The organism is Streptomyces sp. NPDC002773 (assembly GCF_040295605.1).
Taxonomy (GTDB): Bacteria; Actinomycetota; Actinomycetes; order Streptomycetales; family Streptomycetaceae; genus Streptomyces.
In genome coordinates this window covers 193,728-219,874 of sequence record NZ_JBEOVO010000006.1, presented here as the reverse complement: position 1 = coordinate 219,874, position 26,147 = coordinate 193,728, and the positions used below count along the sequence as shown (strand labels likewise).

The following is a 26,147-nucleotide window of genomic DNA, read 5'->3' as shown; positions in this document are numbered from 1 at the left end:
CATACCCCTGCGCCACCCGGCTCGTACGGTGAGAGACATGACCACGCACACGACCCTCACCGAGACCGCCACGGCCACCGCCTCGAACGTCGAGTACGCCCCCGAGCACGCCCCCCGGCTGCCCCTCGCAGAGCGCGTCCCCGAGTTCTACCGGGCGATGCGCCGGCTGGACGCGGCGGCCGCGCAGGACATCGACCCGACCCTCTACCACCTGATCAAGATCCGGGCCTCGCAGGTCAACCGCTGCGCGTTCTGCATCGACATGCACACCAAGGACGCGCTCGCGGAGGGTGAGACCGTCGAGCGGATCGTGCAGCTCTCCGCCTGGGAGGAGTCCCGGCACTTCTACACCGAGCGGGAACTCGCGGCCCTCGCGCTGACCGAGTCCGTCACCGTCCTCACCGAGGGTTCCGTCCCCGACGAGGTGTACGCCCAGGCCGCCGCGCACTTCGACGAGACCGAACTCTCTCGGGTCATCAGCGCGATCGTCGTCATCAACGCCTGGAACCGGATCGCCGTCACCACTCGGATGACGCCCGGCCACTACACCCCCCGCTCCGCCTGACCGGGGGCGGGAGGGGGGGCGCCCGGGGTCAGTGCGCGCCCGGGCGGAAGGAGTCCAGGGCCACGCGGAGGACTTCGCGCTGCTTCGGCCACGCGCTCTCCGGGCCGGCGGCCAGGATCGCGTAGTGGGTGCCGTCCGCGGCCGTGAAGGCCCGGTCGACGACCTTGCGGCGGCTGCCGTCGTCCCGGTCGTACGCGTACACCAGCTCGACGGAGTCGGCCGGGGCGCCCGCTTCTCCCGTGACCTGTTCGAGGCTGATCTCCTGGTAGCCGGGCTTGTTGGCCCGGCCGTCCTCGGAGGCCCCCCGCAGGGCCTCGTACGGCGTCAGACCGGACTCGGTGACCACGAAGACCTGCAGCAGGCTGCGGCGGTCCGGCGCGTTGTAGAAGACGCCCTGGTCGGACTCGGTCCGGTCCCAGCCCTCGGGGACGGCGATCGTGAAGCCCTTGAGGTCCTCGACGGCGCGGTAGCCGGGCGGCGGCACGTCGCCGCCCGGGGAGGCGGACGTGTCGGAGGGCGACGGCGTCTCGGAGGGCGACGACGTGCCGGAGGTGGGGTCGGTGGGGTCGGTGGTCTCCGGGACCACCGGGACGGAGGCCGGCGGGCCGCTCACCGCCGGGGGTTCGGCGTCGCCCCTGCCCCACAGCAGCCAGCCGCCGACGGAGCCCGCCGCCAGGACGGCCACGGCGACGCCGGCCGCAACCGCCGCACGCGCGCGCGGACGGGCCGCCGGGGCGGCCGAACCGGAGCCGGGATGCTGCCAGCCGCCCGTCTCCGGCACGTATACGGGGACGTGCGCGGGGGCGAACTCCGGCGCGACCCCAGGGGTGAACTCCGGCGCGTACTCCGGCGCGACCCCAGGGGCAACCTCCGGGGCGACACCAGGGGCGTACTCAGGGGCGTATTCCGGCGGAGGCGGAGGCGGAGGCACGACGGGCCCGCCCCCGGCTCCGGGTCCCCCTACGGGGCCGGGACCGGGACCGGGACCGATGCCGGCCCCGGTGCCGGGCACCGCCCCGCCCCGTTCCCAGCTCTGCGTCTCGTCGTTCCAGCGGGCCCCGTCCCCGCCCCCGCCCCCGTTACCGCTCATCTCACCCTCCGAGCAGGGTGCCGACGGCCTGGCCGACGGTCACTCCCGAGGCGAGGATCCCGGTCACCGCGCCCGCGTCCGTGAGGGCGCGGCGCAGCCGGGTCAGGCGCCCCGTGTCCGCTCTGCCCGTGCCCTCGATCTCGTCCTCCGCGTCGGAGAGTTCGGCGTCGAGGGCGGCCGTCTGCTCGGAGGGCACGATGCCTCCGAGGTCGGCGCGGAGCCGGCGGATGGCCTGGAGCAGCGCCTCCTGCCGGGGGTCGCGGGCCGGCTGGTCGCCGTTCACCGTGTGGGTGACGGTGTTGTGGTCGCCGATGGTGACGCTGCCCCCGGTGTTGGTGACGTGGATGCCGCCACGGGCGCGGTCGTCAGGGGTGCCGTTCCCGGTCTCAGCCACGGTTGCCTCCGGTCGTCGCGGTGTTGAAGGTCTTGCTGGTGACGGTGTTGTGGTTGCCGAGGGTGACGTTGCCCTTGGTGTTCTCGATGAACGTGCCGCCCTCGGCGACGTGCACGATCTTCTGTTCGAACTCGGCGGTCTCGTAACCGGCTTCGCGGAGCGCGACCGTCACACCGTTGGCGACCCGGTCCTGCACGCTCTTGAGATAGCGGCTGACGTCCATCTCCTGGAAGAGCGAGGCCTCGTCGTCGGAGCCGAGTTCGCGGACCGAGACCGCGGGGCCCTCGGGCAGCGCGTGGGCGTGGCCCGCGGTGAGCAGCCGCCAGCCGTGGGCGAGCGAGCGCCCGACCGTGACCAGGGCCTGCCCGGCGGAGCGCGGGGTCTGGCCCAGGGCCCAGACGGCCCTGCCGAAGAGGTGGTTGTGCCGGTAGCGGTGGGCGATCCGGTCGGCGTACCGGTAGAGCGGCTTCACCGGCCGGAGTACGTGCGGCGCCACCTCCAGCATCAGCATCCCGCCCTGCGTGTGGACGCGGACGAAGACGGTCGTGACGATCTCCTCGCCCCAGCCGCCGACCCGGACGCGCAGGAAGTGCCGGCGGCTCTCGCCGCCCTCCTCGATGGCGCCGGAGCGGTGTGCCTCGAAGCCCTCAGGGGTGTACGGGGCGGCGGCGCGGGCCGGCAGCCCGTCGACCGGGAGGAAGACGACCTCGTCGATCTCCAGCTCGCGCAGCCGGTCCCGTACGGCCGCCCGGAGCTGCGGCGAGCCGTGCGGCGAGGGGACGCGCAGCGCCTCCACGAGCGGGACGACGTGCCGCATGATGGCGCTGTTGTCGAGCGGTTCGGGCGCCGAGCCCTCCAGGTTCTTGCGGGGGCGCAGCTCGACGGAGAGCGACCAGGGCTCGTACGGCTCACCGGCGCCGCAGAACGGGTCGTCGGCCCCGTACATGACGAGCCGCGCGTGCTGTTCGAGGCGGATGCGGTCGCGGAGGCGGCGGGACCGGGCGCCCTCGGCCTGCTCGGCCGGGTCGGAGCGCTGGTCGGGGAAGCGCTCCCGGGAGAGTTCCTGGGTGAGCGCGCGGGCGAACTGGCCGCGCTGGGTGGCCACCGCCCAGGCCACGAGGAGCGGCACGGCGACGGTGATCCACACCTCGAGGGCGCCGATGCCCCACATCTCCTCGGCGGCGAGGCTCACCGCGAAGGCGAGGAAGTCACCCGCCTCCGCGGAGCCGCTGAGGATCTCGCCGCCGGAGTCCTCGTCACCGACGGCGAGGAGGAAGAGGAACACGACGGACTGGAGGAGCATGAACCGCCCGTACCAGCGCAGCAGGAAGGCGGGGACGACCCGGTAGACGGGGGCGGTGGCGGACCGGCCGCGGACCCAGCGGGCCAGGCCGAGGATCAGGAAGGGGGCGATCAGGAGGGCGACCAGGCCCTTGGTGAGCGGGATCGCGATGATCCAGAGGGCCAGGATGCCGGCGGCCCAGCCGAGTTCGACGCGGCGGGCGCGCAGCGCGTGGGCGAGGACGCGGCTCGCGTCGTAGCCGAGGGAGGGGGCGGCGAAGCGCTCCTCGTGGACGTACAGCTGGTCGATGACCGCGTCACGGAAGCCGTCGTCGAGGTACGTGCCGGCGCAGAGCAGCCGGGTCGCCTCGCTGGAGGCGGGTAACCGGCGGGGGTCGGCGGCCGGTGCCGTGGGGGGTGGCCCCACGGGCTGCTGTGGAATGGACGACTGCGTCAAGGCTCCCCCGATGATGTGTAACTGTCCGCGTCCACGGCTCACTTGGCCGCGGACCGGTGGGTCAGCATAGGGGAGGTCGGGGTTCGGTGTCGGTACGAAAACGGCGCCCCCGGCTCGTACGGTCGGTCGTACGGGCCGGGGGCGCCGAGAGTGTGGAGCCGGACTCAGATGAGGCCGAGCTCGCGCACCGCGTCGCGCTCCTCGGCCAGCTCGGCCACGGAGGCGTCGATGCGCGTACGGGAGAAGTCGTTGATCTCCAGACCCTGGACGATCTCGTACGTGCCGTCGGTGCAGGTGACGGGGAAGGAGGAGATGAGGCCCTCCGGGACGCCGTACGAGCCGTCCGACGGGATGCCCATGGACGTCCAGTCGCCCGCGGCGGTGCCGTTGACCCAGGTGTGGACGTGGTCGATCGCGGCGTTCGCGGCGGAGGCGGCGGAGGACGCGCCACGGGCCTCGATGATCGCGGCGCCGCGCTTGGCGACGGTCGGGATGAAGGTGTCGGCCAGCCAGGCCTCGTCGCTGACGACCTCGGCGGCGTTCTTGCCGGCGATCTCCGCGTGGAAGATGTCCGGGTACTGGGTCGCCGAGTGGTTGCCCCAGATGGTGAGGCGCTTGATGTCCTCGACCGAGGCGCCGGTCTTCGCCGCGAGCTGCGAGAGCGCGCGGTTGTGGTCCAGGCGGGTCATCGCGGTGAAGCGCTCGGCCGGCACGTCCGGGGCGGCGGCCTGGGCGATCAGGGCGTTGGTGTTGGCCGGGTTGCCGACGACGAGGACCTTGATGTCGTCCGCGGCGTGGTCGTTGATGGCCTTGCCCTGCGGCTTGAAGATGCCGCCGTTGGCGGCGAGCAGGTCACCGCGCTCCATGCCCTTGGTACGCGGGCGGGCGCCGACGAGCAGCGCGACGTTGGCACCCTCGAAGCCCTGGTTCGGGTCGTCGAAGATGTCGATGCCCTTGAGCAGCGGGAAGGCGCAGTCGTCGAGCTCCATGGCGGTGCCCTCGGCGGCCTTCACGCCCTGCGGGATCTCGAGGAGGCGCAGCTTGACCGGCACGTCCGCGCCGAGCAGGTGGCCGGAGGCGATGCGGAAGAGCAGCGCGTAGCCGATCTGGCCGGCCGCGCCGGTCACGGTGACATTCACGGGAGTGCGGGTCATGGCGATCTCCGTAAGACAGCTGGCGGTGGGGGTCCCTGCCCCTGGTGCGGGATAGCTCTCTTGATCGATCGGTGTCTCGACATGAAGAGATATCCAGCGGTCAGGCTATCCGACCCGGGCCCCGGTGAATCCCCACCCCCTTGTGGTCCGGCTCACTGCCGCCCGCATGCGCGCCCGCGACCACTCCTCCGGCCGCCTGCCCGCCGCCGGTCCGTCAGGGGCCCCCTAGGGGGCGCCGGTACAGCCCTGACGTCCGGTCGCGAACGCCCCGCAGGCCCGCGCGTCGGCGCCGGAGGCGACGGCGACCATCGGGGTGTACGCGTCGGTGTCCGCCACCGCCGTGTCGGCGCCGCCCGTGCCGTCGGCGACGGTGGCGCGCCGCTCGGTGTCCCCGACGTCGACGGTCACGGTGTCCCCGGGGGCGGCCCCGGTGATCCGGGCCCATGCCGCCGCGCAGGTGTCGCTGTAGCGGACCTCGATCTGGGCGGTGCCCACGCGCGCGCGTGCGACGGTGGTGGCGAGGTCGCCGCCACAGCCCATGGCCTCCGGGTCCTGGCCGGTGCAGTCGGGCCCCACGCACCGCACCCCGGCGGGGAGGGTGGCGGGCCGGGTGGTGGGAGCGGCGGTCGCGGTGGGCGACGGGGCCGCCCGGCCGGCCTCGCTGTCGGAGCCGCCCAGATCGACGAGGAGCAGGGCGGCGGTGACGACGAGCAGGGCACCGACGATCCCGGCGGCGTAGAGGAGGACGTTGCGCCGGCGGGAGCGGGGGGCGGGGGCCGGGGCAGGGGCTGAGGTACGGGGTGAGGGCGCGGCGGTACGGGGTGGGGGCTCGGCGGTACGGGGTGGGGGCGCGGCGGTACGGGGTTGGGGCTCGGCCGGGTCCGGGGGCGGCGTTTCCGCCGGCTGAGGCGGCGGGTCGGCGCGCCGGATCTGCATCGTGTGGTCGCCCCGGGCGCGTTCCGCGCGCTCCCAGTGGGCCGCGAGGTCGGCCGGGTCGGTTCCGGTCACGTCGGCGAGGGCCACGACGGCGCCGCGGGGCGCGGGCAGACGGGCGTTCAGATAGGTGTCCCAGGCGGCGCGTTCATGGCCGGTGCGCTCGGCGACGGCCGTGACGCCGAGCCCGCTGCGGTCGATCAGCCGACGGAGCCGCTCGGTGAACGCGCGTACCTCCGGGTCGAGTTCGTCCGGCAGCGCCTTCCAGCCAGGCATGTGCGGTCCCCCTTGTCCCGTGGTCCCTCGACTTCCGAAGGATGGCAGGTCCGGGGGCGGCGCGTGCCCCGGATGCGGAGCCGAGGTACCGGAATGGTCACTTCCGTGCCACAGCGCGCCGACGGACCTTGAACCACCCTTGGCACGTACATGACCCTTGATCGCAACGGCGCCCGCCCTCCCACGGGGGAGAGGGCGGGCGTCGTGCCTCGAACGATCCGGTCAGGTGACCGTGAGATGGAGGATGTCCTCCAGGAACGGGATTCTCAGCCAGGGCCCCGGCTGCACCATGAGCGCGAGCAGCACGATCAGGCTGCCCATCACCCCGTACGTGATCATGTCCGTGAAGCGGGACCGTACGGCCAGCATGCCCACGGACGGCAGCACCCGGCGCATCACGGCCCCCACGAGGAGCGCGGCCCCGATCAGGATCGCGCCGATCCTGAAGGCCTCCGCGAACGGGTCCGTCCCCACCACGAGCAGCCCGATCCCGGCGAGACCGAGCACGGTGAGCAGCGGCCACTGGCGGGCGGGCGCCGAGGCGTCGCCGGACGCCGCCCGGCCGCCGCCCTCGGGCCGCGCGGTCGAGGTGGTGAGGGTGGGCTTCGGTCGCTGCCAAGCACCGGCGGGGGCAGGAGCGGGGGCGGGGGCGGCAGCCGGGGCGTCGGCCTCGGCCTTCGTCGCGTCCGCCCCGTCCGGCTTCCCAGGCGTCCCAGGGGTCTCGGAAGCCCCCGGGGTCCCGGCGGTCACGTCAGAGCGCCGCGGCCGCGCGCTCGGCGGCCTCGACGACGTTGACGAGGAGCTGCGCACGGGTCATCGGGCCCACGCCGCCGGGGTTCGGGGAGATCCAGCCGGCCACCTCGGTGACGTCCGGGTGCACGTCGCCGAGGATCTTGCCCTCGGCGTTGCGCGAGACGCCGACGTCGAGGACGGCAGCGCCCGGCTTCACGTCCTCGGGCTTGATCAGGTGCGGCACACCGGCCGCGGCGACGATGATGTCGGCGTTCCGCAGGTGCGCCGAGAGGTCCCGGGTGCCGGTGTGGCACTGGGTCACGGTCGCGTTCTCGGAGCGGCGGGTGAGCAGCAGCGGCATCGGGCGCCCGATCGTGACACCGCGTCCGACGACGACGACCTCCGCGCCGTTGATCTCCACACCGTGCGCGCGGAGCAGCGTGATGACACCGTTCGGCGTGCAGGGCAGCGGGGCGGGCTCGTTGAGGACGAGCCGGCCGAGGTTGGTCGGGTGCAGTCCGTCCGCGTCCTTGGCCGGGTCCATCAGCTCCAGGATGCGGTTCTCGTCGATGCCCTTGGGCAGCGGGAGCTGGACGATGTAGCCCGTGCACTCCGGGTCCTCGTTGAGCTCGCGTACGACCGCCTCGATCTCCTCCTGGGTGGCGGTGGCGGGGAGCGTGCGCTGGATCGAGGCGAGGCCGACCTGCGCGCAGTCCCGGTGCTTCCCGGCCACGTACTTCTGGCTGGCCGGGTCGTCGCCGACCAGGACGGTGCCGAGTCCAGGTGTGACGCCCTTCTCCCTGAGGGCCGCCACACGGACGGTCAGATCGGACTTGATCGCGGCTGCGGTGGCCTTGCCATCGAGAATCTGGGCGCTCATGCGGACATCCTCCCGGATGACCCCCGCCTTGTTCCAATTCGCCGGTGCCGAGCGGCCGGCGGTACGGAACCGGCACGGAACGACAGGTTGCACTTGCACAACTCCGGTGGGTATCGACTGGACAAAAAGTCGACGATGCGACCACGATGATCGGCGAAGTACCGCGGAAAGTGCCGGGGGGAATCCGCTCACACCCGTGAAGAGTCCTCCGCGCGGGCCGCGTCGTCCCCGCACAGAGAAATTTCACGGAGGAAACCCGCGATGAGCTTCGGTGACCCGAACAGCCCCTATGGCCAGCAGCAGAACCAGGGTCAGGGCCAGCAGCCCGGTTACGGCCACCCCCAGCAGGCCCCCCAGGGCGTGCCGCCGCAGCAGGGCGGTTACGGCTACCCGGCCGCGCCGCCGGTCTCCCCGTACGGCGGCGGTGGCTACCCCGGCACGGTCACGGAGATGCCGGGCGGTGTGAAGGCCGCGCGCGTGATGCTCTTCGTCATCGGCGGTCTGCAGATGATCGGCGTGGTCTTCGGTGTGCTGGGCGCGATGGGCCTCGCCGCCGCGAAGAACGACCCGGCGCTGAAGGACGACGTCCAGTTCCAGCAGATCGCCGACATGTCGGCCGGCGCCGTCTGGGGCATCACCGCGCTCATCCTGGCGTGGGGTGTCCTCGCGATCGTCCTCGGCGCCAAGTTCGGCAAGGGCGGCAACGGCATCCGCGTCACGGCGCTCGTCTTCGGCATCATCACCGCGATCCTGGGCCTCTACCCGTTCGTGATCATCGGCCTCGCCCACACGGTGCTGGCCATCCTGGTCGCGGTCTTCGTGGGCAAGTCGGACGGCGCGGCCTGGTTCAACCGCAACAAGCAGCAGTACTGATCACGTAGAACGACCGAGGGCCCGGTTCCGTGCGGAACCGGGCCCTCGGTCGTCCGTGCGCGCGTCACACCCGCTTGAGGACCGCGAAGCCGTCCGAGCGGTACGTGAGCTCGTACCGCGCCTCCGGATGCAGTTGCGAAGCCAGCTGCACCGGGTCCGACACCTGCTGCGACCAGCCCCGCAGGTCGTAGGCGAGATAGTCCGGGGTGGCCCCCTTCGACGTGCCCACCCAGTAGACCCGGTGGTCCGCCGTGAGGTGCGCGAGGAGCGTCACGTCGGCCTCCACGCTCGCGCCCTCCGGCACCGCGGCCACCGCGGCCCGCGCCTGCTCGGTCCGGGTGTCCGTCCGGTACGTCTCCGACTTCAGGAGCTCCCGCAGCGGCAGGTTCGCGGCGAGGACGAGCGCCACCGCCGTCGCCACCGGGACGACGACCTTCCCGTACGAGACGAGCCACGCGCGCGGGGAGGTCCGCACGGAGCGGACGCCGTCCACCAGGGCCAGGAAGACCACCGGCATCAGGATCGCGCTGTAGTGCCAGTGCATGCCCCAGTGGTTGGCGTCCTGGGAGAGGAAGCGCCAACCGAGCGTGGGCAGGACGAGCAGGACCAGTGGGGAGCGCAGGGCGAGGAAGCCGGTGATCGCGAGCAGGAAGAAGACCATCTCCCAGCGCTCGCCGGAGGCGAGGGCGTCGCCGACGACCTGCCCGAAGGACGTCTCCGCGCCCTCCCCGGTCTTCTCGATCTTGGACCAGTAGTCGTACTCGCCGACCCGGCTCGCCGCCGGGATGAGGACCAGGACCGTCAGGGCGAAGGCCGCCGCGCCGAAGCCGGCCAGGGCCGCGCCGAGCCGCTTCTGCCCCTTCAGGAAGAGGACCACGCCGACCATGGAGACGGTGAGACCCATGTCCTCCTTGACGAGGACGAGCGGGGCGGACCAGGCGACGGCCGCGGTCCAGCGTCCGAGGAGCAGGGCCCGGCAGGTCAGGGCGAGCAGCGGGACGGCGAAGGCGATCTCGTGGAAGTCGGACTTGACCGCCTCCTGGATCCCCCAGGACAGCCCGTACGCGACGGCGAGCCCGATGCCTGCGGCGCGGCTGCCGAGGACCTGCTGGGTGGTGCGGCCGACGACGACGGCGCCGGAGGCGAAGAGCGCGGCCTGGGCGAAGAGCAGGGAGACCGGCGAGGGCCAGATCCAGTAGAGCGGCGCGAGCAGCGCGGTGACCGGGCTGAAGTGGTCGCCGAGTATGTGGAAGCCGGGGCCCTTGATGTCGACGACGGGGGCCCGGAACTCGGCGTACGCGCGGACGGACTGCCCGAAGATCCCGAGGTCCCACGAGGGGGTGCGGAAGTGCGCGTACTGCACCCAGGAGTAGAGGAAGTACAGGCCGCAGAGAACGGCCGCGAGGATCAGGTACGGGCGGAGCGGGGCCGGCGAGAGGCCGTCGGGCGTCTCGGTGCCGACGGCGCCCGGAGTGCCGGTGAGGGCCTCCTCGGCGGACCTGTTCTGTACGTCCAACACCACGCCCCCACTACCAGTGGTCGACAAAAGAGCAACCCATTAGACCAGAGTCCACCCGATCGGCGGATCTGTCGCCGCGGGGCTTGTCGGCGCGAAGCGGGGCGGCCCGCCGGTACCTGTGAGGTACCGGCGGGCCGCCCGCTGCCGTACGACTCGTCCGACTCATACGACTCATACGACTCAGCCGACTCGTACGGCGATACGGCTCAGTGGAAGAAGTGGCGCGTCCCCGTGAAGTACATCGTCACGCCGGCCTTCTTCGCGGCCTCGACGACCAGCTCGTCCCGCATCGAGCCGCCGGGCTGCACGACCGCCTTCACGCCGGCCGCGGTGAGGATCTCCAGGCCGTCGGGGAAGGGGAAGAAGGCGTCCGAGGCGGCGTAGGCGCCGGTCGCCCGCTCCTCGCCCGCGCGCTCGACCGCGAGCTTCGCGGAGTCGACGCGGTTGACCTGGCCCATGCCGACGCCGACCGAGGCGCCGTCCTTGGAGAGCAGGATCGCGTTGGACTTGACCGCGCGGCAGGCCTTCCAGGCGAAGGCGAGCTCGGCGAGCTCCGCCGCGGACAGGGCCTCGCCGGTCGCCAGGGTCCAGTTCGCCGGGTCGTCGCCGTCGGCCTGGAGGCGGTCGGTGACCTGGAGCAGCGCGCCGCCGTCGATCGGCTTGACCTCGACCGGGTTGGCCGGGGCGCCCTCGGCGCGGAGCACGCGGATGTTCTTCTTCTTGGCGAGGATCTCGACCGCGCCGTCCTCGTAGCCGGGGGCGACGATGACTTCGGTGAAGATCTCCGCGACCTGCTCGGCCAGCTCGACCGACACCGGGCGGTTGACGGCGATGACGCCGCCGAACGCGGACAGCGGGTCGCAGGCGTGGGCCTTGCGGTGGGCCTCGGCGACGTCGGCGCCGATCGCGATGCCGCACGGGTTGGCGTGCTTGATGATCGCGACGCAGGGCTCGGTGTGGTCGTACGCGGCCCGGCGCGCGGCGTCGGTGTCCGTGTAGTTGTTGTACGACATCTCCTTGCCGTGCAGCTGCTCGGCCTCGGCGAGGCCGCCCGTGCCGTCGACGTACAGCGCGGCGCCCTGGTGCGGGTTCTCGCCGTAGCGCAGGACGTTGTTCCGCTCGTACGTGGCGCCCAGGAAGTCGGGGAAGCCCGACTCGTCGGCGGCGGCGTAGTCGGCGGCGAACCAGGAGGCGACGGCCACGTCGTACGCGGCGGTGTGCTGGAACGCCTCGGCGGCGAGCCGCTTGCGGGCGGTCAGGTCGAAGCCGCCGGCCTGCACGGCGGCGAGCACGTCGGCGTACCGGCCGGGGCTGGTCACGATGGCGACGGACGGGTGGTTCTTGGCCGCGGCGCGGACCATCGAGGGACCGCCGATGTCGATCTGCTCGACGCACTCGTCCGGGGTGGCGCCGGAGGCGACCGTCTCGCGGAACGGGTAGAGGTTCACGACGACCAGGTCGAAGGGCTCCACGCCCAGCTCGGCGAGCTGCTCGCGGTGCGACTCCAGGCGCAGGTCGGCGAGGATGCCGGCGTGCACGCGCGGGTGGAGGGTCTTGACGCGGCCGTCCAGGCACTCGGGGAAGCCGGTCAGCTCCTCGACCTTGGTGACCGGCACCCCGGCGGCGGCGATCTTCCCGGCCGTGGAGCCGGTGGAGACGAGCTCGACACCGGCCTCGTGCAGACCGCGGGCCAGCTCTTCGAGCCCCGTCTTGTCGTAGACGCTGACCAGCGCGCGGCGGATGGGCTTAACCGTGTCCGTGTTCACCGACATGAACCTTTCGTCCCTCAATGCGGTAGCCGTGCCGGGCGAGACGCCCCACGACGTCGACGAGCAGCGAGCGCTCGACTTCCTTGATGCGCTCGTGCAGAGCGGCTTCATCGTCCGTCTCCCGCACCTCGACCACGCCCTGGGCGATGATCGGGCCGGTGTCGACACCGTCGTCGACGAAGTGGACGGTGCACCCGGTGACCTTCGCGCCGTAGGCGAGGGCGTCACGCACCCCGTGGGCACCGGGAAAACTGGGCAGCAGAGCCGGGTGGGTGTTGACGACCCGGCCGCCGAAGCGGGCGAGGAACTCCTTGCCGACGATCTTCATGAAGCCGGCCGAGACGACGAGATCCGGCTCGTATGCGGCGGTGGCCTCGGCCAGGGCGTGGTCCCACAGCTCGCGGGTGGCGTGGTCCTTGACCCGGCAGACGAAGGTGGGCAGTCCGGCGCGCTCGGCGCGCTCCAGACCGGCGATGCCGTCGCGGTCGGCGCCGACGGCGACGATCTCGGCGCCGTAGCCCTCGGGGTCCGCGGCGATGCCGTCGAGGAGGGCCTGCAGATTGGTACCGGAACCGGAGACCAGGACGACGAGGCGGGCGGCAGCCACTGGGTCACTCTTTCCGTGGTGTTTGTACGGTCGTACGAACGAATCGTGCCGCTCGATACGGGGAACCCTACGAATGGCTCGACCGTCAGCAACGATACCGGCACACCGGGCGGCCCCCACGGGACGGGGGCGGAGCAGGGCGGTAGCGTCAGGGTCCGACGCCGGACGCGCGCCCGGCCGGCACCGGTCGGAGACCCGGACGGCGTAACGGACAGCAGCGCGCAGCAGTACGAGCAGCAGCACCCAGCAGCACGAGCAGCAGCAGACGAGACAGCAGCGGAGACCACGGGTGCGGCCATGGTCACGACGACAGAGGGAAGACGTTCAGCAGATGCCGGAACGCCAGTCCACGGACGACAACAACCCGTTCGCACCGCCGCCCGAGGGCCGGCCGGATCAGCCGTGGCAGCCGCGGCGACCGGAGGGTTCGGACGACGAAGCGTCCGGGGCCCCGGGCTCGCCCGGGCCGTCCGACGGCCGCTGGAGCCCGCGCCAGCCGGGCCGCTCCGACGACGGCTTCGGCCGGGGGCCCGAGCGCCAGGGCGGCGGCCAGGGCGACGGGCCCGAGGGCGGGCCCGGGCAGAGCGGCGGCCAGGGGCCCCGCTGGGACCCCAAGGACCCGGCGCAGCGGCGTGCGCGGTACGCGATCCTCGCGGGCATGTGGGCCTTCTTCTTCGCCATCTTCGAGATCCCGGAACTGGCGCTGCTCCTCGGCGCCCTGGGTCTCTACTGGGCGATCAGCTCGCTGCGGACCAAGCCGAAGCCCGCGACGGAGCTGTCGCCGACATCACAGCCGGCGCCCGCGCCGGCGTCTCAGCCCTCGGGACGACCGTCGGGGCAGGGCGCCACGGCGGCCCCGCTCCGCTCGATGCGCACGGCCGCGATCAGCGGCCTGGTCGCGGCGAGCGTGGCCCTGATGATCGTCGCGGTCGGCTTCACGATGCAGCTGGTCTACAGCGACTTCTACGAGTGCCGCGACGACGCCCTCACCCACGCGGGCGAACTGGCCTGCAACGACCTCCTCCCGAAGCCGCTCCGCGCGGGGTTCGGGGTCCGGGAGTAGGGCTGAGGGGCTGGAGGGGCTCCCGGGCGGGCTTCAGGGCCTGTCCGGGGGCGGGGTCGATTCCCAGGCCGCCGGGAGGTAGTCGTACGGCTCGAAGGCGGAGTCGCCGTACGGGTCGTCGTCGAGCCCCAGGTGGGCGGCGGACCGGACGGCGGGGGCCGCCCCGGGCCGGGCAGGCCCGGGGGCGGCGCCTGGCCGCTCCCCTTGGGGCAGTGAACCGTCGGGGGCGATCGGGGGTACGGGACCGAGGCCGGACCCCGGGCCGGGTGCCGCCCCGGAGGCGAGCCGGACGGCACGCCCGAGGCCGAGGGCCTTCGCGAGCCGGGTGACCCGGCCGGGGGTGGGGGCGGGGGCAAGGCCGAAGCCGGAGCCCGTGCCAATGCCTGAACCAATGCCGGAGCCCGTGCCAATGCCTGAACCAATGCCGGAGCCCAGGCCGATGCCTGGGTCCAGGCCGGGGACGTCGGGCGTCGGCCCGTTCACGCTCGCGGCCGAAGCCGACGCGCCCGTTGTGCTCGCCGCACCGGCCGCACCCGCCGCACCGGCCGCACCCGCCGCACCCGTCATACCCGCTCTCCCGCCGGCCCAAGGCGGAGGCGGAGGCGCCTGCGTCAGGAGGGGCTTCGGGCGGAGGGCGCGGCGGCGCCAGGCCCGTACTCCCAGGGCCACCGGCGCCCCCAGGCACGCACCCCACAGGACCGTCGCCGCGCCCGTCTGCCACCACACCGGGCCGAACGCGGTGAGCCGGCCAGTGCCGAGCGGGCCGCCCGCCGCCGCCCCGAGCACGGCGACCGCCGTCCCGCACCCCCAGGCCGCGCCGAGGGCCGTGAGCGCGGTGTCCCGGGCCGCCCAGTTCCGCGCCGAGTGGCCCACCAGATGGCCCTGCACCACGGCGGCGGCCAGCGGGGCCGCCGCGGCCGCCCAGTGGACCCAGGTCCCGCGCCCCTCCGCGGGCAGCGCCGCGAGGAGCGGGAAGGGCGGCACGGCCGGATCCCCGGCGAGGCCCAGCGGGGTCGCGAGCGCGCCCGTACCGAGGGTGAAGCCCGGCCCGAGGCCGTACGCCGCCCCCCACACCGCCATGTTCGGCAGCAGTGCGAGGACCAGTAGCAGGACCGCCACCCGTCCGGACCACTCCCCCGCGAGAACCGCGTACGCGGCCTGCGCCTCGCTCGCGTGCCAGGCCAGCGACACCGCCGCGGCCACCGCGCCGCCGCCGAGCAGCGTCCCGAGCCCGAGCCCCGCCGCGCGCAGGGCGACGGCCGCCTGCCGCTGCCCTGGCAGCGGGCGGCCCAGCGCCGTCCAGACCCCGGCGCCCGCCGCGCCCACGGCGGCGGCGGGGAGCCAGAACCCGGCGGTGATCAGGTCGGCGGGCAGCGGGCCGCTCGCGCTGTAGACCACGACCACGGCCGCGACCAGCAGATATCCCCCGGCCACGGCGGCCACGACGCCGCTCGCGGAGGGGCGCGGCCGGTCACTCTCGTCGCCCGCGTCCAGGGTGTCGCGGGCTGCCCGGTGCAGGAGCCAGACGGGCAGGGCGGTCAGGAGCAGCGGGACGACGCCGAGGGGCGCGGGCAGGCCGGACAGGGTGTCCGTACGGACCAGGTCCACGCCGTGGGCGAGCAGCCAGAGCCCCGCGGCCAGATGGAGGGCTCCGCCGGGGCCGCTGTCGGGGTGCGGGGAGCTGATCCAGGCCGCGACCACCAGGACCGCGAGGGCGCCGAGGCCGAGGCCGGCGGCGACCCCGCCCCGGACACAGGCGGCGGCGAGCGCGGCGGAACGGCCGCCCTGGACCAGGGGGTGCTCGGTCACATGGGTCACGGGGTCATGCTGCCAACGACACGCGCTTTTGCCACGTAACAGGCAAACCTCCGTTGTGTCGCTCAATATACGTTTATGTACTTTTCCGCCCAGAGCAGCTCTGCGGGAGGTCGACACCGATGAGCCGGAGCACCGCGCATTCCGCACCCTCCGTCACCCTGCCGACCCCGAAGGAGCGGCGCAGGTTGCGTGAGGCCCTCGCCCTGAGCGAGGAGCAGGTCGCCGAGGCCATGGGCGTCACGAAGGCCACGGTCAAGTCGTGGGAGACCGGGCGCTCGTCGCCACGGGGCCGCAAACGCGAGGCGTACGCGAAGCTGCTCGGCTCGTCCGAGCCGGCCGGAAGCTCCGGCGCGCCCTCACCGGAGCCCCCGCCCGGACCGGCACAGGAACCGGCGCGGGCGCAGGCGCAGGAACCGGCGCGGGCGCAGGCGCCGACGCCCGGGACCACTCCCGCGCCCTCCCCCACCGTCGCCGTCAACGTACGGCCCAGGGCCGCCGCCAAGCGGGCCGCCAAGCCGCCGAACGCCCCGCGCAAGGGCACAGCGAAGCCGCAGGGGCGCCTGAAACCCGTGGTGGCGGAGGCAGGGGCCCACGAGCCGACGGCGCCGGAGCCGCCCGCCGTACCGGACCTCACCCCGGAACAGGCCTTCGACGAGCTCTACGCGCACGCCGCACCCGGGCTCGTCCACCAGACGTACCTGCTGACCGGCCGACGGCGGCTCTCCCGCGAGGCCGTCGAGTACGCCTTCCAGCGCGCCTGGCAGCACTGGCCCGAGGTCGCCGTCGACGCGGACCCGGCGGGCTGGGTGCGGGCGACGGCGTACGAGTACGCCCTCTCCCCCTGGCACCGGCTGCGCCGTGCGCACAAGCACCCGGACGCCCCGCCGACCGACGCGAACCGCAAGGCGCTGCTCACCGCGCTCCTCGAACTGCCGCCGGCCTACCGCCGTACCGTCCTGCTCTACGAGGGGCTCGGCCTCGACCTGCCGGAGACGGCGGCCGAGACCGAGGCGAGCACCCCCGCCGCCGCCAACCGGCTGCTGCACGCCCGCACGGTCCTCGGGCGGCGGATCCCCGAACTCTCCGAGCCGGAGACCCTGCACCAGCGGCTCGGCGCACTGGTCACGGAGGCGCCGACGGCGACCCTCCCGGCGGCCCGCACGGTCCGGACCGGCAGCGAACGCCGGACCCGCACCTGGACCCGCGCGGTGCTCGGCGTGACGGCGGTCCTCATCGGCGTCACCGGCTTCACGGCGGTCACGGCGCCGACCCACTACATCCCCGTGAACGCCCCCGGCGAGACCGTCAACGGCGTCCCCGTCCGCGGCGGCCCGCAGAAGCTCCGCCTGGAGGACCTGGAGCTCCGCGACCAGCTGCGCGCCGAACCGAACCCGGGCCCCGAGCGCCTGGTCCCGTCGGCCGAGTAGCCGCACCGCCGTACGCCGTCGTACGCCGCCGCGCGTCGCCGTACGTCGCCGTACGCGAGAGGGCCCCGCCCCCGCCCGGTCGTCCGGACGGAGGGCGGGGCCCTCTCGCGTACAGCTACCGCTGGAGTCAGCCCGCCAGGATGGCGCGCGCCAGCTTGGCCGTCTCGGTCGGCGTCTTGCCGACCTTGACGCCCGCGGCCTCAAGGGCCTCCTTCTTCGCCTGGGCGGTGCCGGAGGAGCCGGAGACGATGGCGCCGGCGTGGCCCATGGTCTTGCCCTCGGGCGCGGTGAAGCCCGCGACGTAGCCGACGACCGGCTTGGTGACGTTGGCCTTGATGAAGTCGGCCGCACGCTCCTCGGCGTCGCCGCCGATCTCACCGATCATGACGATCAGGTCGGTGTCGGGGTCCGCCTCGAACGCCGCGAGGGCGTCGATGTGCGTGGTGCCGATGACCGGGTCGCCACCGATGCCGACGGCGGACGAGAAGCCGATGTCACGGAGCTCGTACATCATCTGGTACGTCAGCGTGCCGGACTTCGAGACCAGGCCGATGCGGCCCGGCTTCGTGATGTCGCCCGGGATGATGCCGGCGTTGGACTGGCCCGGGGTGATGAGACCGGGGCAGTTCGGGCCGATGATCCGGGTCTTGTTGCCCTTCGCCTGCGCGTACGCCCAGAAGGCGGCGGAGTCGTGGACGGCGATGCCCTCGGTGATGACGACCGCGAGGGGGATCTCGGCGTCGATCGCCTCGACGACGGCGGCCTTCGCGAACGCCGGCGGGACGAAGAGGACCGAGACGTTGGCGCCGGTCTCCTTCATCGCCTCGGCGACGGAGCCGAAGACCGGGACCTCGGTGCCGTCGAAGTCGACGGTCGTGCCGGCCTTGCGGGGGTTCACGCCACCGACGATGTTGGTGCCGTCGCCCAGCATGAGCTTGGTGTGCTTCATGCCCGTGGCACCGGTCATGCCCTGGACGATGACCTTGCTGTCCTTGGTCAGGAAGATAGCCATGGTGTTCTGACCTCGTCCCTTACTTCGCAGCCGCGAGCTCGGCGGCCTTGTCGGCCGCGCCGTCCATGGTGTCCACACGCTGCACGAGCGGGTGGTTCGCGTCCGACAGGATCTTGCGACCCAGCTCCGCGTTGTTGCCGTCGAGGCGCACGACCAGCGGCTTGGTGACCTCTTCGCCCTTCGACTTCAGGAGCTCCAGGGCCTGGACGATGCCGTTGGCGACCTCGTCACAGGCGGTGATGCCACCGAAGACGTTGACGAACACGGACTTCACGTCCGGGTCGCCCAGGATGATCTCCAGGCCGTTCGCCATGACCTCGGCGGAGGCGCCGCCGCCGATGTCGAGGAAGTTGGCCGGCTTCACGCCGCCGTGGTTCTCGCCGGCGTACGCGACGACGTCCAGGGTCGACATGACCAGACCGGCGCCGTTGCCGATGATGCCGACCTCGCCGTCGAGCTTGACGTAGTTGAGGTTCTTGGCCTTGGCGGCAGCCTCGAGCGGGTTGGCTGCGGCCTTGTCCTCGAGCGCCTCGTGGTCGGGCTGACGGAAGTCGGCGTTCTCGTCGAGAGACACCTTTCCGTCGAGCGCCAGGATGCGGCCGTCCTTGGTCTTCACCAGCGGGTTGACCTCGACGAGGAGCGCGTCCTCGGCGACGAAGGTGTCCCACAGGGTCACCATCGCCTCGGCGACGCCCTCGGCCACCTCGGCCGGGAACTTCGCCAGGGCCACGATCTCGCGGGCCTTCTCGATGTCCACGCCTTCGACGGCGTTGACCGGGACCTTCGCGAGGGCCTCGGGGGTCTTCTCCGCGACCTCCTCGATGTCCATGCCGCCCTGCACCGACGCCATGGCGAGGAAGGTGCGGTTGGTGCGGTCGAGGAGGTACGAGACGTAGTACTCCGCCTCGATCTCCGGGGACAGCTCGGCGATCATCACCTTGTGGACCGTGTGGCCCTTGATGTCCATGCCGAGGATGTCGGTCGCGCGAGCGACCGCCTCGTCGGCGTCGCCCGCCAGCTTGACGCCGCCGGCCTTGCCGCGGCCACCGACCTTCACCTGCGCCTTGACGACGGACTTGCCGCCAAGACGCTCGGTGGCCTCGCGCGCCGCCTCAGGCGTGTCGATGACTTCACCGGCCAGCACCGGTACACCGTGCTTGGCGAAGAGATCCCTCGCCTGGTACTCGAACAGGTCCACGCGCGTCCGTCCCTTTTCTGATGATCGCGGTTCGTTGTCTGCGTGGGCGTGCCGCGAAGGGCAACGTGACTGCTCGGTCTCTGTCACAAGGGAGGCGTACACGGTGTCCGTGGACGCGGCATGTCCGTCTCGCAGGTTATCGCCGTGGGACGTAGGTCCCTAAATCGGAGGTCACTACGGAGCGGTGATACGGGTCACAGATCGTAGGTGCCGGCGGGGTGTGCGCGGGGGTCTAGGGGTGGGGGCCTGCGGCGTTCGCAGCAGGCGCCGCTTGACCTCCGGGCGCCTCACGACGCGCCGGACGTACGGGTGAGGGGCGTTCTGGCGGCGGTGTGATATGGACCTCAATCGGCGTACGGACACCCGTGCGGGTGCGTCCACGACGACGAATTCCGCACCACGGGCGGGGGCGTCAGTCGGCGGGTATCGGCAGGGGGCGCTTCTCCAGGGCCGCCGCCATGACCTCGGGGAAGAGGTCGGGGGTGCAGGCGAAGGCCGGGACGCCGAGCGCGGCGAGCGCCGCCGCGTGGTCGCGGTCGTAGGCCGGGGCGCCCTCGTCGGAGAGGGCGAGCAGCGCGACGAACTGGACGCCGGAGGCCTTCATCGCCGCGACCCGCTTCAGCATCTCTTCGCGGATGCCTCCTTCGTACAGGTCGCTGATGAGGACGACGACCGTGTCGACGGGACGGGTGATCTTCGACTGGCAGTGGGCGAGGGCGCGGTTGATGTCGGTGCCGCCGCCGAGCTGGGTGCCGAAGAGGACGTCGACGGGGTCGTCGAGCCGGTCGGTCAGGTCCACGACGGCGGTGTCGAAGACGACGAGCCGGGTGGCGATCGACCGCATGGAGGCGAGCACCGCGCCGAAGACGGAGGCGTGGACGACGGAGGCGGCCATGGAGCCGGACTGGTCGACGCAGAGCACGACCTCCTTCCGTATCCCCTGGGAGGCGCGCCCGTGGCCGATCAGCCGCTCGGGGACGACGGTGCCGTGCTCGGGCAGGTAGTGCTTGAGGTTGGCGCGGATCGTGCGGTCCCAGTCGATGTCCCGGTGGCGGGGCCTGCTGATCCTGGCGGAGCGGTCGAGGGCGCCGGTGAGGGCCGCGCGGGTGCGGGTGGCGAGGCGCTTCTCCAGGTCGTCGACGACCTTGCGTACGACGACCCGCGCGGTCTCCCTGGTCGTCTCGGGCATGGCCTTGTGGAGGGAGAGCAGGGTGCCGACCAGGTGCACGTCCGCCTCGACGGCGTCCAGCATCTCCGGCTCCAGGAGGAGGGTCGCGAGGCCGAGGCGGTCGATCGCGTCGCGCTGCATGACCTGGACGACGGAGCTGGGGAAGTACGTCCGGATGTCGCCGAGCCAGCGGACGACGGAGGGCGCCGAGGCACCGAGCCCGGCCGACCGGTCCCGTCCGGCCCGGTCGCGTCCGGCGCCTTCACTCTGGCTCGTACGCCCGTAGAGCGCGGTGAGGGCTCCGTCCATGGCGGCGTCGGTGCCGGTGAGCGCCCGGCCGGTGCCGTCGGCTTCCCCGCCGCCCAGGACGAGCCGCCAGCGGCGCAGCCGCTCGTCGTCCGTCGGCGTCGCCGGGTACTTCGGGGTGCTCATGCCAGGACCTCCGTGCCGAGGACGAGGTGGAGGAGCGGGAGGACGGCGTCCGCCCGGTCCTGGTCGGGTGCGGGGGCGAAGCCGGGGACGCCGGGTGCGGTGTGCCCGGGACCGCCGGTCCCGGGTCCGCGGGCGACCAGTTCGCCGAGGGTGCGGCGCACCCCCGGTTCGTACGCGGAGAAGGTGCGGCGCAGCAGCGGCAGGACGTCGGTGAACGCCTCGGCCGGTACGCCGGTGAGCCAGGTGTCGACCAGGCCGAGGAGCCGCTCGTCGTGGACGAGGAGCAGTCCGCCGCCGGAGGCCCCGCCGACGAAGCCGTCGATCCAGGCGGCGGCGTCGGGCGGCGGTGTGCCGGGTGAGAGGGCGCGGCTCATGAGCAGCGCGGCCTCGGCGTCGGGGATCCGGCCCTCGTCCAGGAGGAGCCGGGCGGCGCGGCCCCTGAGGATGCCCGGGGTCCGGTCGCGGTCGGCGAGCCGGCGCAGGACACCCGCCCAGCGGTCGGCCGTCCCCGCCGCTCCCGGCAGCAGGCCGACGGCCTGGTGGACCTCGTCGATCCGCTCGCGCATGGCGGTGGCCGCGTCGGTGTCGAGTCCGGCGCAGGCGGGCGGCAGGCCGACGCAGATCCGTTCCGCGAGGCCGGCGGCGACCTCCGCGAGGGCCGCCGTGTCGGTGCCCCGGACGTCGCCGTAGCGCAGTGAGCGGGCGAGGGCCGGGAGGGCCTGGGCGAGATGGGTGACGTCGGTGTCGAGCGCGGCCCGGTCGGCGAGGGCCCGCATCACGACGGGGAGCGCGTCGGTGAGGCCGGCGAGGAGGCACTGCTCGGCGAGGGCGGTGATGTCGGGGAGGGCGGTCGCCGCCAGGGCCCGGGAGCGGGCCTTGGCGGTGGCGGCGGCCTCGACGGTGGTGCCCCAGACGCCGGCCTCCGCGATCCGGACGTGCAGCTCGGGCTCCCAGCGCAGCCGCCAGGTCTCCCGGAAGGTGCCGGTGCCGGCGCGTCCGGCGGCCGGTTCGCCCCAGTGGACGCCGAGGAGTCGCAGCCGGTGCAGGAGCCGGCTGCGCTCGCCGTCCGTCTCCTTGCGGAGGTCGAGTCCGAGCTCGCGCTCGGTGGCCTCGGGCTTGAGGCGCAGGGTGCGCTGGCGGCGGCTCAGGTCGCGTTGCAGGGGGACGGCGGGGGCGCCGGCCGGTACCTCGCCGAGGACGTCGCCGACGACGAGTCGGTCCCTGACGAGGGCGAGCGGCACGTCGGAACCCTCGCAGAGGACGGCGCGGACGGCGTCGGTGGTCTCTGCGAGGCCGGGGTGCGGCCGGCCGCGCACGGCGGCGAGGGTCTCCGCGAGCCTGACGGCCTCGATGACATGGGCGGTGGAGACGAGGTGGTCCTCCGCCCTGAGGAGGCCGGCGACCTTGGTCATCCAGCGTTCGACGGGCCGGTCGGGGGCGGTGAAGAGGTGCCCGTACCAGCCGGGTGAGTCGATCCCGGCGCCGTATCCCGAGCGGCGGGCGAGCCTGCGGTGGGTCCAGGGGACCCAGGTCATCTCGGTCTTCACCTTGGGCAGGCCCTTGAGCAGGGCCCGGTCGGCGGCGACGGTCGTCTTCCGCGTGAGGGCGGGGACGTGCCAGGCGCCGCAGACGACGGCGACGGCGTCGCCGAACTCCTTGCGGGCGGCGCGGAGCTGGATCCGCATGTACGCCTCGCGGACCAGGTCGCGGGGGTGCCCGCCGTGCCCGTACGCCTCGCGGAGGGCGCCCATGGCCTCCGCGAGGGCTTCGAAGGGGGCGGTGGGGTCGGCGTCGCCGCGCAGTTCGACGGCGTCCTCCCACCACCGCTCGGCGTCCTCGTAACCGGCGGCCCCGGCGAGTGCGGCGACCGGGTCGATCCGCCGGCTCCCGGACACCTCGTCCTCGCTGTCGTCCCAGGTGGGGTCGGAGGCGGCGAGGGTGTGTGCGGCGGGCAGGTCGACGAACCGGACGGCGGCGCCCCGGTCCAGGGCCCAGCGGATCGCGACCCACTCGGGCGAGAACTCGGCCAGCGGCCAGAACGCGGCCCGCCCGGGGTCGTCCACGGCGTGGGCGAGCAGGGCGACCGGCGGCCGCATACCGGGGTCCGCGGCGAGCGCCACGAGGGCGTCGGCCTCGGCGGGGCCCTCGACGAGGACCACGGCGGGCTGCTCCGCCTCCAGGGCGGCGCGCACTCCGCGCGCCGACCCGGGCCCGTGGTGCCGCACCCCGAGCAGGAGCGGTCCGCCGACGCCCCGGGCCGTGGTGGTGGGCGTCGTCATACGCCCACCTCGCGGCAGGCGCGGTAGAAGTCCTTCCAGCCGTCTCTCTCCCTGACCACCGTCTCCAGGTACTCCTGCCAGACGACCCGGTCGGCCGCCGGGTCGCGGACGACCGCGCCGAGGATGCCCGCGGCGATGTCCGAGGGGCGCAGGACGCCGTCGCCGAAGTGGGCGGCGAGGGCGAGGCCGCCGGTGACGACGGAGATGGCCTCGGCGGTGGAGAGCGTCCCCGAGGGGGACTTGACCCTGGTCCGGCCGTCGGTGGTGACCCCGTCGCGCAGTTCGCGGAAGACGGTGACGACCCGGCGGATCTCGTCGACGCCGTCGGGGGCGGCCGGCAGGTCCAGGGAGCGCCCGAGCTGCTCGACGCGGCGGGCGACGATGTCGACTTCCGCCTCGGGGGTCGCGGGCAGCGGCAGGACCACCGTGTTGAAGCGGCGGCGCAGCGCGCTGGACAGTTCGTTGACACCGCGGTCCCGGTCGTTGGCCGTGGCGATCAGGTTGAAGCCGGGGACGGCCTGCACCTCCTGGCCCAGCTCGGGCACGGGGAGGGTCTTCTCGGACAGGATCGTGATGAGCGTGTCCTGGACGTCGGCGGGGATGCGGGTGAGCTCTTCGACCCGGGCGGTCATGCCCTGCGACATCGCCCGCATGACGGGGCTGGGCACGAGGGCGTCCCGGCTGGGGCCGTGGGCGAGGAGGCGGGCGTAGTTCCAGCCGTAGCGGACGGCTTCCTCGGGGGTGCCGGCGGTGCCCTGGACGAGGAGGGTGGAGTCGCCGCTGACGGCGGCGGCGAGGTGCTCGGAGACCCAGGTCTTGGCGGTGCCGGGCACGCCGAGGAGGAGCAGCGCCCGGTCGGTGGCGAGGGTGGTGACGGCGACTTCCACGATGCGGCGCGGTCCCACGTACTTGGGCGTGATCACCGTCCCGTCGGGGAGGGCGCCGCCGAGGAGGTAGGTGGCGACGGCCCACGGCGAGAGGCGCCAGCGGGCGGGGCGTGGCCGGTCGTCGGCCGCGGCGAGCGCGGCGAGTTCGTCGGCGAAGGCGTGCTCCGCGTGCGGCCGCAGGACCTCGGTCACGGCCTGCGGCTGCCCCGGTCCGGTGTCCGTCTCGACACCGGAACCGGGCTGCGCGATGGTTTCGGGCACGGGCATGGATCCCCCTCCAGATCGTTCGACCTGCTGTGTGATCCACCGTGCACCATGCCACTGACAATCGGATGTCCGCGCTGGTCAGAGGCGTTTCGAGGGGTGAGAGAGGGTCAGCTCACTCCGGCATGACCGGGTGTGACCGGGGGTCAGCCCACGACCGGGGAGACGGCGACGCAGCCGCCCGCCATCGCCTGCTCGGCCTTGGCCTCCTTGATGACCTTGCCCTGGTAGATGACCTTGCAGGTGAGGTCGGCGGGGGTGAGGGATACCGGCATGACGGCCGGCGGCATGATGCCCCTCAGCTTCACCGTCTTCTTCCACGGCGTGGCCGGCTTCTTCTCCGACTGGACCTTCGGCTCCATCGCCGTGCCGTCACCGGCGTGGTAGTCGATGGACTCGATTCCCTTGCCCGTGACCTCGTACGTGACCTCGTAGGACTCGTTCACCGACTTGTCGACCTGGTCGGCGGCCTTCTCGGCGGCCTCCGTGCAGGCGCTGAGGCCGAGTGCGAGGCCGGCGACGGCGAGGGCCGAGACGGCGGTGCGGGCGGTGCGCTTCATGGGGTTCCCCCTGGACGCGTGATGCGGATCGATTGGCCCGGGCAGGCAATCGTAAAGGGAGAGTAAAGTCAAATTGCCCCCGGTCGCCCCGCCTGCCCCAACACCCCAGGCCAGCGGCGTTGTCAGTGGCGGCCTCTACCGTCGGAGACATGAATGCCATGGGGGTGCGCATGACGGCCGAGCAGGTGCTGGCACTGGCTCCTGACGACGCCTCGCGCAGAGCGGGAAGCAGGCTCGGCACGGCCGGGCCGTGGTCCGGCACGGGCTGCGACGGCGGCGCGGTGTGGGGTGTGTGCAAGGGCAGCGGCAGCTCGCCGTACCGGACGGTCGTCGACACCACGGGCCCCGCGTACACCTGTAGTTGCCCCAGCCGGAAGTTCCCCTGCAAGCACGCGCTCGGCCTGCTGCTGCTCCAGGCGGCGGACGGGGCGGCGTTCGAGGACGCCACCGTGCCCGACTGGGCCGGGCCATGGCTCGCCGCCCGGCGCGACCGTGCCCAGGGCACGGCCCGGCGGACCGGGGGCGCCGCCCCCGAAGGCCCGGCCAACCCCGAGGCGGCGCGCCGCAGAGCCGAGCGGAGGGCCTCGCGGATCACCTCGGGCGCACAGGAGTTGGAGCAGCGGCTCGCCGACCTGCTGCGCGGCGGCCTGGCCGCGGCCGAGCAGTCCGGGTACGGGCTGTGGGAGGAGACCGCGGCCCGCATGGTCGACGCCCAGGCGCCGGGGCTCGCGGGCCGGGTCAGGGAGTTGGGTTCGATACCGGGCTCAGGGCCCGGCTGGCCGGTGCGGCTCCTGGAGGAGTGCGCCCTGACCCATCTCCTCGACCGTGCCTGGCTGACCGCCGACCGGCTGCCCGCCCCGATCGCGACGACCGTACGGACCCGGGTCGGCCTCACCGCCCCGGCCGGCGGCGCCCCGGTGCGCGACCACTGGCTCGTCCTCGCGCAGTACGACGCGGCCGACGCCCGGCTGACCACCCGGCGCATCTGGCTGCACGGGGCGTCGAGCGGACGCACGGCGCTGCTGCTCTCCTTCGGCGCGGCCGGCCGGCCTCCGCGGCTCGCGCTGCCGGTCGGCGCGGTGCTCGCGGGGGAGGTGACCCCGCACGCGGGCTCGGGCCAGCTGCGGGCGGAGCCGGGCGAGGAGTTCGTCCCTGTCGCAGGCCCCGCGTCGCCGCCGCCGGGCGGACCGGTGGGCGCGGCCCTCGACGCGTACGGCCGCGCGCTGACCGGGGACCCCTGGCTGGACTCCTGGCCCGTGACGCTGAGCGGGGTCGTTCCCGCGCGCGCGGAGTACGGCTGGCAACTCGCCGACGCGGACGGCCGCGAGGCCCTGCCGCTGACGCCCACCGCCCAGTCCCGGCCCGGACTCTGGCGTCTCGTCGCCCTGTCGGGCGGCGCCCCGGTCACCGTCTTCGGGGAGTGCGGGCACCGGGGCTTCACCCCCCTAGCCGCCTGGTCACCGGAGGCCCCGGGAGAGACGGTCCCCCTCATATGACCTCACGTACGAC

The 26,147-nt window shown here is 73.5% G+C and carries 22 protein-coding genes; 5 read left to right on the top strand and 17 right to left on the bottom strand.

Features of this window, described 5'->3' with window-relative positions:
* The first annotated feature begins 37 nt into the window (after nt 1-37).
* A complete protein-coding gene (locus ABT034_RS11095) occupies nt 38-565 on the top strand; it encodes a carboxymuconolactone decarboxylase family protein (RefSeq protein ID WP_351213594.1) in 528 nt (175 codons plus the stop codon).
* A gap of 28 nt (nt 566-593) precedes the next feature.
* Here ABT034_RS11095 and ABT034_RS11090 read toward each other — a convergent pair whose 3' ends face one another.
* From ABT034_RS11090 to ABT034_RS11060, 7 genes are all read right to left on the bottom strand, one after another.
* Entirely contained in the window at nt 594-1,655 is a 1,062-nt protein-coding gene (locus tag ABT034_RS11090) for a serine/threonine kinase C-terminal domain-containing protein (protein ID WP_351213592.1), read from the bottom strand.
* A gap of 1 nt (nt 1,656) precedes the next feature.
* Nucleotides 1,657-2,049, bottom strand: a complete 393-nt coding sequence (locus tag ABT034_RS11085) for a hypothetical protein (protein WP_351213590.1) — start codon at nt 2,047-2,049, stop codon at nt 1,657-1,659.
* Nucleotides 2,042-3,757, bottom strand: a complete 1,716-nt coding sequence (locus ABT034_RS11080) for an AbeC-like domain-containing protein (protein WP_351213588.1) — start codon at nt 3,755-3,757, stop codon at nt 2,042-2,044. The genes ABT034_RS11085 and ABT034_RS11080 overlap by 8 nt, the downstream gene beginning before the upstream one ends.
* 194 nt (nt 3,758-3,951) lie before the next feature.
* Nucleotides 3,952-4,941, bottom strand: coding sequence for a malate dehydrogenase (locus ABT034_RS11075; RefSeq protein WP_351213586.1), 990 nt, complete (start codon nt 4,939-4,941; stop codon nt 3,952-3,954).
* A 225-nt stretch (nt 4,942-5,166) separates the two neighbouring features.
* A complete protein-coding gene (locus ABT034_RS11070; RefSeq protein ID WP_351213584.1) occupies nt 5,167-6,150 on the bottom strand; it encodes a helix-turn-helix domain-containing protein in 984 nt (327 codons plus the stop codon).
* A gap of 222 nt (nt 6,151-6,372) precedes the next feature.
* Nucleotides 6,373-6,960, bottom strand: coding sequence for a DUF3017 domain-containing protein (locus tag ABT034_RS11065; RefSeq protein WP_502972870.1), 588 nt, complete (start codon nt 6,958-6,960; stop codon nt 6,373-6,375).
* Complete coding sequence (locus tag ABT034_RS11060; RefSeq protein ID WP_351213580.1) at nt 6,902-7,762, bottom strand: bifunctional methylenetetrahydrofolate dehydrogenase/methenyltetrahydrofolate cyclohydrolase; 861 nt, start codon at nt 7,760-7,762, stop codon at nt 6,902-6,904. The genes ABT034_RS11065 and ABT034_RS11060 overlap by 59 nt, the downstream gene beginning before the upstream one ends.
* 261 nt (nt 7,763-8,023) lie before the next feature.
* Here ABT034_RS11060 and ABT034_RS11055 point away from each other — a divergent pair, with 261 nt between their 5' ends.
* Nucleotides 8,024-8,635, top strand: a complete 612-nt coding sequence (locus ABT034_RS11055) for a hypothetical protein (protein WP_351213578.1) — start codon at nt 8,024-8,026, stop codon at nt 8,633-8,635.
* Nucleotides 8,636-8,699: 64 nt separating this feature from the next.
* Here ABT034_RS11055 and ABT034_RS11050 read toward each other — a convergent pair whose 3' ends face one another.
* The 3 genes from ABT034_RS11050 to purN all read right to left on the bottom strand — a co-directional run bounded on the left by ABT034_RS11050 (nt 8,700) and on the right by purN (nt 12,530).
* Nucleotides 8,700-10,154, bottom strand: coding sequence for a DUF2079 domain-containing protein (locus ABT034_RS11050; protein ID WP_351213760.1), 1,455 nt, complete (start codon nt 10,152-10,154; stop codon nt 8,700-8,702).
* Between the two features lie 206 nt (nt 10,155-10,360).
* A complete protein-coding gene (gene purH / locus ABT034_RS11045) occupies nt 10,361-11,926 on the bottom strand; it encodes a bifunctional phosphoribosylaminoimidazolecarboxamide formyltransferase/IMP cyclohydrolase (RefSeq protein ID WP_351213576.1) in 1,566 nt (521 codons plus the stop codon).
* Nucleotides 11,901-12,530: a phosphoribosylglycinamide formyltransferase gene (gene purN / locus ABT034_RS11040; protein ID WP_351213574.1), complete on the bottom strand. Its 630-nt coding sequence runs from the start codon at nt 12,528-12,530 to the stop codon at nt 11,901-11,903. The genes purH and purN overlap by 26 nt, the downstream gene beginning before the upstream one ends.
* A gap of 331 nt (nt 12,531-12,861) precedes the next feature.
* Here purN and ABT034_RS11035 point away from each other — a divergent pair, with 331 nt between their 5' ends.
* Complete coding sequence (locus ABT034_RS11035; RefSeq protein ID WP_351213572.1) at nt 12,862-13,593, top strand: hypothetical protein; 732 nt, start codon at nt 12,862-12,864, stop codon at nt 13,591-13,593.
* Between the two features lie 33 nt (nt 13,594-13,626).
* Here ABT034_RS11035 and ABT034_RS11030 read toward each other — a convergent pair whose 3' ends face one another.
* Nucleotides 13,627-15,411: a cell division protein PerM gene (locus ABT034_RS11030; RefSeq protein ID WP_351213570.1), complete on the bottom strand. Its 1,785-nt coding sequence runs from the start codon at nt 15,409-15,411 to the stop codon at nt 13,627-13,629.
* Between the two features lie 119 nt (nt 15,412-15,530).
* On the opposite strand from ABT034_RS11030, the gene ABT034_RS11025 reads away from it, so the two are divergent.
* Nucleotides 15,531-16,838 (top strand): sigma factor-like helix-turn-helix DNA-binding protein, encoded by a 1,308-nt coding sequence (locus ABT034_RS11025; protein ID WP_351213568.1) that lies wholly within the window; start codon nt 15,531-15,533, stop codon nt 16,836-16,838.
* Between the two features lie 127 nt (nt 16,839-16,965).
* Here ABT034_RS11025 and sucD read toward each other — a convergent pair whose 3' ends face one another.
* From sucD to ABT034_RS10995, 6 genes are all read right to left on the bottom strand, one after another.
* Nucleotides 16,966-17,850 (bottom strand): succinate--CoA ligase subunit alpha, encoded by an 885-nt coding sequence (gene sucD, locus ABT034_RS11020; RefSeq protein ID WP_015035673.1) that lies wholly within the window; start codon nt 17,848-17,850, stop codon nt 16,966-16,968.
* A 19-nt stretch (nt 17,851-17,869) separates the two neighbouring features.
* Complete coding sequence (gene sucC, locus ABT034_RS11015) at nt 17,870-19,048, bottom strand: ADP-forming succinate--CoA ligase subunit beta (RefSeq protein ID WP_351213566.1); 1,179 nt, start codon at nt 19,046-19,048, stop codon at nt 17,870-17,872.
* A 412-nt stretch (nt 19,049-19,460) separates the two neighbouring features.
* Entirely contained in the window at nt 19,461-20,648 is a 1,188-nt protein-coding gene (locus ABT034_RS11010; RefSeq protein WP_351213564.1) for a vWA domain-containing protein, read from the bottom strand.
* Entirely contained in the window at nt 20,645-22,927 is a 2,283-nt protein-coding gene (locus tag ABT034_RS11005) for a DUF5682 family protein (RefSeq protein ID WP_351213562.1), read from the bottom strand. Before ABT034_RS11005 ends, ABT034_RS11010 begins: the two co-directional genes overlap by 4 nt.
* Entirely contained in the window at nt 22,924-24,081 is a 1,158-nt protein-coding gene (locus tag ABT034_RS11000) for an ATP-binding protein (RefSeq protein ID WP_351213560.1), read from the bottom strand. The genes ABT034_RS11005 and ABT034_RS11000 overlap by 4 nt, the downstream gene beginning before the upstream one ends.
* A 143-nt stretch (nt 24,082-24,224) precedes the next feature.
* Nucleotides 24,225-24,638, bottom strand: coding sequence for a hypothetical protein (locus ABT034_RS10995; RefSeq protein WP_351213558.1), 414 nt, complete (start codon nt 24,636-24,638; stop codon nt 24,225-24,227).
* A gap of 149 nt (nt 24,639-24,787) precedes the next feature.
* Between ABT034_RS10995 and ABT034_RS10990 the strand changes: the two genes are divergently transcribed.
* Nucleotides 24,788-26,134 (top strand): SWIM zinc finger family protein, encoded by a 1,347-nt coding sequence (locus tag ABT034_RS10990; RefSeq protein WP_351213556.1) that lies wholly within the window; start codon nt 24,788-24,790, stop codon nt 26,132-26,134.
* Nucleotides 26,135-26,147 lie beyond the last annotated feature (13 nt).